Below are 6,052 nucleotides of genomic sequence, written 5' to 3'. Positions count from 1 at the left end.
TGCTCGTGTCAACCGAAATTAGACCTAAGGGTAAGGGCTGTCAACCTAAAGTAGAATTATAGAAAGAACCGGTAAACCAATTGTAGAACGATCCCGCCCAACTGTCAACTTTTTTCAGTACACGTCATATCTCAAAAAGCTACTAAAGATTTGATGCGGTTGCCCTGGTAAATTACCAGGGTATCGCATATGGATTTATCGGAGATCCTTGAAAGAATATTCAAACACATGAAAATCAATGATGTTTTTCTTTGTTCATGTAGCTTGCATTTTATGTATTTATATCTGATTTGAAGCGACTTAACTAACACTTTGGTTGCAATGATTTATGGAAAATATCTTTCAAATCCTTTCAACTGTCCCGGATCATCTTCGAGGCAATCATTTGATCTATCCCATTGATTATCTTTTACTTATTTCACTCTCCGGGATTATGTCCGGTTTTACCACGTGGAGCGACTTCGAGCTCTATGCCCAACTACATGAAGAAGATCTTAAAATGCTGTATAAAAGATTGGCTAAGCGAGAGCTGATGAATTATACGCCTTCCCACGATACTTTCAGTTACTGTTTTCGCGGTTTGGATCCGAAAGCTTTTCAAGAGGCCTTCAAGTCTTGGCTGCTCACTGTTTATGAGATCCTCGGAGAACATATTTGCATCGATGGAAAAACAATCCGAGGAGAAAGGAAGCTTGATCCCGATTCCGACTCACACACTGTAACGGCCTATATTGCAGGGATCAGAGCTTCTCTTAATCAGGTTTTATATCCAAGAAATCGAATGAAATCAATGCCGTCAAAGAGCTTTTGGATGTGATCGATGTCGAAGGAAATATCCTTACGATCGATGCCATCGGCACACAGAAAGAGATTGTCGATAAGATTGTCTCGAAGAAAGGAGAGTATATCCTTCAGGTGAAAAGCAATCAGCCCGGAACTCTATTGGAACTTGAAGAACATTTTTGTCCCTTCTACAAGGATGAAATTATCACAACAGAGCGTTTGGAATCGGGGCATGGCCGAGTGGAAAAACGCAAACTTGAGAGCATAATGAACCCTTTACGTTTCACTGAAACGGAGAAATACAGGGACTCGAATAAATGGGCAAACTTGCAATCGATTCATAAGCTCACCGGTAGCCGATATGATAAGAAGAAAAAGGTTGAAAGTTTCGACGTTAGCTATTATATCTCCTCTCTGTCAAATGCCGAAGAAGTCTGTAAGCTCATACGAAACCATTGGGCCATAGAGAACAATCTGCACTATTGTCTTGATGTCATTCTCGGAGAAGATCGATCGCTCAGACGAAAGGACAATGCAGCCAAAAATGTCAATATAATCTATAAGATAGCTCTCTTCTTTCTCGAACGATTGAAGAGCACATCCAAAAGGTCATTCAATGCCCTGCAAAAGATAAACGCCCTCAGAAAACCTTCCCAAATACTATCATCCATCAGATTTCTAATGCGATTGCCCTGACGCCGGAGGGTGTCAAAGCCTGCTGGAATTGAAAAATTCGTATCTTGCCCTCCAAAGAAAGGATTAAACTCATTCTCGGTACGCGCTCTAAATCAATAGAGAGACAATAGGGGAGTGCATCCTGTAAAACAGTAACGATAAAAAGAGATGGCTATGAAGCTGATTAAAAGAAGTTTGCTCCTGCTTGGAGCGGTACTGCTGGTTACGCTTCCTGCGTACTCGCAGAATGATGACGTCTTCGAAGACGACATCTATACATCGCGAAAAGAAATACGTAAACAAAACCAAGCTAAAGATGGGCAAAACCAAGAGGATGAATACGGCGGCGATACGGAATATGCCGTGGCTTCCGATCGGGATATTGATGCCTACAATCGTCGAGACGGTCAGTCCTACGATGGCAAAAAGTTGTCCAAAGACAAGAAGAAGAGAGATTCCGCTCGTTCTTCTGTTCCGGGCCGCTATAGTCGCCGCTTGGCACGATTCTACAAGCCGAATACGATCGTCATTTCAGGTGCCGACAACGTATATGTGACTGATGATGGTGAGTGTTTCGTCTATGGGGACGAATACTACGATGATGCTTCGTCTGTGAACATTTACATCAATTCTCCTTGGTACGACCCGTTCCCTTATACATCATGGTATCCATCTTTCTCCGGTTGGTATAACTATACGTGGAACTATCCGTGGTTCTACTACGGCAGCCATATCGGATGGGGCGGTTATTACCCCGGATATAATTGGTATTGGAGCTACTACTATGATCCCTTCTACAATCCCTATGGAATCGGTATGGGCTGGGGATACCCTTATGGCTGGGGCAGCTATTACGGCTGGGGCGGCTATCCGGGCGTGATACATCACTACCACCACTACCCGAAGAAGACCTATCCCAACGGTCAGCATTCCGGTGCCTACTACTCTTATGGCCGACCGGATCGCATCAAGGGGGGAGTATCTTCCAATAATAAGCTGGGGAAAGGTCGCTACGATAGACTGCAAAACTCCTCTACGCAAAAAAACAAACTGGGATCGCAGGCGAACAAGACTAATGATAACTGGCAAAGTGTGAAGCCCGGGCGTACCGGCCGAGCCAATAGAGACCGAAACGTAGAAGCGGTAACACCGAACAACAGCCAAAAGCAGAATCGTCCGGTAATACAGCAGAATCAGTCCGGCAGTAACCGGCCTACCGGGCGGAATGTCCGCAGCGAGAGACAGAACGATAACAACTTTTCAACGTCTTCGCGCAACAACAATAGCGGAGGTTTCTCTTCTCCCCCCTCTCGTTCCTCTTCCGGCCCCACGAGTGGTGGCGGACGTAGTGGCCGAGGACGCAATTAAGGTGCTTTCAAGATATTGCCAATAAAAACAAAGCTTTATTTCTGCCTGAACACCAGAAAGGTATAGTCGACTCGATAGAGATAGACCGTATCTTTCGGGGTTATGGTCTGATTACAATCACAATAAAAGAGGCATAAGCCTTCTCTGAAGACGATGAAAAAGATATCAGCATATGTTATTGGCGCGGTGCTCGCCACCACTTTGGGCATGCAGTCTGTGCATGCTCAAGGCGAAGCCGATGCCATTCGTTACAGTCGTACGGAACTGGGCGGTTCAGCTCGTTTCCGTTCCATGGCAGGCGCTTTTGGCGCATTGGGCGGCGACTTTTCTACCATCGGACAGAATCCTGCCGGCCTCGGCATTTTTCGTTCTTCGGAACTGTCCGCCACCATTGACTTCTCTTCCATATCCAATCAGGTATCCTGGCAGGGGTCAAGTGAGAGCTTTAGCAAAAACAAGTTGCTTTTCACCGGTATCAGCTATGTTGGGTCATGGGGTAAAGGCAGTGAAGATGTGAGCATCAATTTCGGTCTTGGGGCAAAGCGAGTTCTGGACTATGAGCGATCGTTCGGTATGGCCGGAGGTGAGCAGAAGTTTTCCGTGGCAGACTACACGGCAGCTCAGACTCCCGGCAAAGCCAATCCGTCCCATTTCGACTACAATGGCTTGGAGAGCAGTTGGCTTACCGACTTGGGATATAATGCCGGTTGGATAGCTCAGCTTCCGGGTGGCTACGGCTTTGAGTCGATATTCAAGTATAAACAGAATGGTGATTACCAGATCTTCGGACCTTCCTCCACGGCTTTCGACCTGAAAGAAACCGGCCATGTTTGGAACTACGACTTTGGTATGGGCATAAACATCCAAGACACATGGTATTTGGGTGCCAGTATGACTTTTAGCGATCTGCAATTTGATACGAATACATTCTATCAAGAGAACTTCTCATTCAACAACGGTGCCATCAACGACTATCTCAAGCTCGAAAACTCTCTCTCCACCTCGGGAAGCGGATTGAATATTGGCATCGGAGCCATTTATCGGCCGGACGATGCTATCCGCATAGGTTTGTCCTACTACACGCCTACCTGGTATTGGTTGAAGAGTTACTATAGAGCTTATGGTGCTTCCTATTATTCTCAAGCAGTAGACCAAAACGGACAACCGCTGCCGGAGAATCTCTACTTTATGAGTGACCAGACTCCGGAATCATACAATGCATATCAAATGAGTGCTCCGGGTCGCTTTGTTGCCAGTCTGGCTTTAGTGGGCGGTAAGATCGGTCTTGTCAGTATGGATTACGAATTGGAGTCCTACGGTCAGATCAAATTGAAAGATGAGGATGGTACTCCTTATGTTGACAACAAGTTCATTTCAGAAGATTTTGGTTCACGCCATACCATCCGTCTCGGAGGCGAACTGCGCCCCATATCTCGTCTGAGCCTTCGCGCGGGATACTCACAGACATCCAATCCGATCAAGAACCAAAAGTTGAAAGATTTCGATGGCCCGGCACAGGTGACCATTTATCCGATGGGTGCTATGCCTCATTACGAACTGCCTGGTAATTCTTACACCGTGAGCGGAGGCTTGGGCTACCGTTTCTCGCGCAATCTTTCGGGCGATTTGGCTGTGATATATCGTAACGACAAGAGCTACTACTATACCTTTGGCCGAATGGTATCGGACGATCCGAATCCGGCCGATGTGCTGGAGGTGGAGTCTCCTGCACCCGCAAAGCTCTCTCGGTCTAACCTCAAGATCGGAATGACGATGTCGTATCGATTCTGAAGATAGGACTGACACCATGGGGTATATAAGGGGGTCCGTGTCAAAACGTCTGTTTTGGTGCGGACTCTCCGGTATAAAGGAACCCCCGCTCTCTGAAAAGTATCCCTAATGGAGATAGCACCTGAGTGCCCGAAGGCAGTGTCGCTATCGAAAAACTAAGAAGTATAGTATAGATAAAGGAAGGATCGACTCTTTTGCCTGACTTTCGGAAGATTATGTTTTCTGTTATAGCTTGTCTTTTTGCTGGCATATTGGTGGGTTATCTCTGCCGACGTCGCAATCTGCGTAGGATAAACCTCTTAATAACGTTCCTTGTCTGGATACTGGTTTTTCTGTTGGGGGTAGAGGTCGGGGGTAATCGGGAAGTAATCTCTGCCTTGCCTCGATTGGGCTTGGATGCCTCGCTGATCGCGATTGCGGGAGTCATGGGAAGTGCCGTATTTGCAAAACTGCTATGGCGATTCCTGAATCGTTCGATTGACTCAGATGCGAAGGCTCATGATCAAGAAAGGGGATTCTGATGAAAGGAAGTCTGGTCATTATACTTTTTCTCCTTGGAGGAGCCCTTTGCGGGTATGTGGAGGTATTTCCTCAGGAAATAGTCGATCAGGGATGGAGTGCTTATGCGCTTGGGGCTTTGATGTTCGGCGTTGGCCTGAGCATCGGCCATAATCCCATTCTGCTCAGAAGTTTCCGGCAGATCAGGCCGATCTTGTTTTTCCTCCCGCTTGCTACTATTATGGGTACGCTCTGCGCTTCTGCCCTTGTCTCATTGCTCTTGCCGCACAGCTCTATGGCGCAGAGCCTGGCCATAGGATCAGGATTTGGCTACTATTCCCTTTCCAGCATCTTTATTACAGAGTATAGAGGTGCAGAGGCCGGCACCATAGCACTTTTGTCCAATATTATAAGAGAGGTTATTGCACTGTTGGTGGCACCCGTTTTGGTGCGCTTTTTCGGGCGCTTGGCCCCCATTGCAGCAGCAGGAGCCACCTCCATGGACACCACGCTGCCTATCATTGTTCGTTGCTCGGGATCCGATTATACCATCGTTTCTATATATCATGGTTTTATTGTGGATTTCAGCGTCCCTTTCCTTGTCTCCTTTTTCTGTTCTTCTCTCTTCTTTTGGTAGAAGAACTCAAGTAAAAAGCCTTGCGCTCAATAGCTGTCGGCACGATCTATGATAGCTGTCTCTGCTCAAAAGCAGTCCTATTGCAGATTGTTTTCTTTAAAAAGATCAATTTCTTATTCCTGGTAAATCCCTGTGCAAAAGGATTTTACCCGTCATCGCCGAATTTGTTGAACTGAAAAGTGGAGTTTTTTCGTCCGAAAAGTTTTGCTGATTCGGAAAAAGGTTTTACTTTTGCACCCACTGTCCGCCGCTTGATCGGCTCCGTGCCGTGATGGGGGATAGGGGATAAAAAGACAGCGA

6 protein-coding genes are annotated in these 6,052 nt (G+C 46.6%); all 6 read left to right on the top strand.

Translation table 11 applies throughout. The features are described 5' to 3' along the window. Positions 1 to 328: 328 nt before the first annotated feature. The 6 genes from HQ49_RS11935 to HQ49_RS01530 all read left to right on the top strand — a co-directional run bounded on the left by HQ49_RS11935 (position 329) and on the right by HQ49_RS01530 (position 5,752). Positions 329 to 817 carry a transposase family protein gene (locus HQ49_RS11935; protein ID WP_235290025.1) on the top strand — a complete coding sequence of 163 codons (489 nt, stop codon included), beginning with the start codon at positions 329 to 331 and terminating at the stop codon, positions 815 to 817. Then, a complete protein-coding gene (locus HQ49_RS11930; RefSeq protein ID WP_235290024.1) occupies positions 814 to 1,479 on the top strand; it encodes an ISAs1 family transposase in 666 nt (221 codons plus the stop codon). The genes HQ49_RS11935 and HQ49_RS11930 overlap by 4 nt, the downstream gene beginning before the upstream one ends. Before the next feature lie 147 nt (positions 1,480 to 1,626). After that, positions 1,627 to 2,826 (top strand): hypothetical protein, encoded by a 1,200-nt coding sequence (locus HQ49_RS01545; RefSeq protein ID WP_039418063.1) that lies wholly within the window; start codon positions 1,627 to 1,629, stop codon positions 2,824 to 2,826. A gap of 153 nt (positions 2,827 to 2,979) precedes the next feature. Then, positions 2,980 to 4,617 (top strand): OmpP1/FadL family transporter, encoded by a 1,638-nt coding sequence (locus tag HQ49_RS01540; protein WP_039418060.1) that lies wholly within the window; start codon positions 2,980 to 2,982, stop codon positions 4,615 to 4,617. A 215-nt stretch (positions 4,618 to 4,832) separates the two neighbouring features. Further along, on the top strand, positions 4,833 to 5,138 hold the full coding sequence (locus HQ49_RS01535; RefSeq protein ID WP_039418059.1) for a LysO family transporter: 306 nt from the start codon (positions 4,833 to 4,835) through the stop codon (positions 5,136 to 5,138). Then, complete coding sequence (locus tag HQ49_RS01530) at positions 5,138 to 5,752, top strand: lysine exporter LysO family protein (protein ID WP_018966143.1); 615 nt, start codon at positions 5,138 to 5,140, stop codon at positions 5,750 to 5,752. The genes HQ49_RS01535 and HQ49_RS01530 overlap by 1 nt, the downstream gene beginning before the upstream one ends. Positions 5,753 to 6,052 lie beyond the last annotated feature (300 nt).

Source organism: Porphyromonas gulae (assembly GCF_000765945.1).
GTDB lineage: Bacteria > Bacteroidota > Bacteroidia > Bacteroidales > Porphyromonadaceae > Porphyromonas > Porphyromonas gulae.
This window is presented reverse-complemented; position numbering and strand designations above follow the sequence as displayed.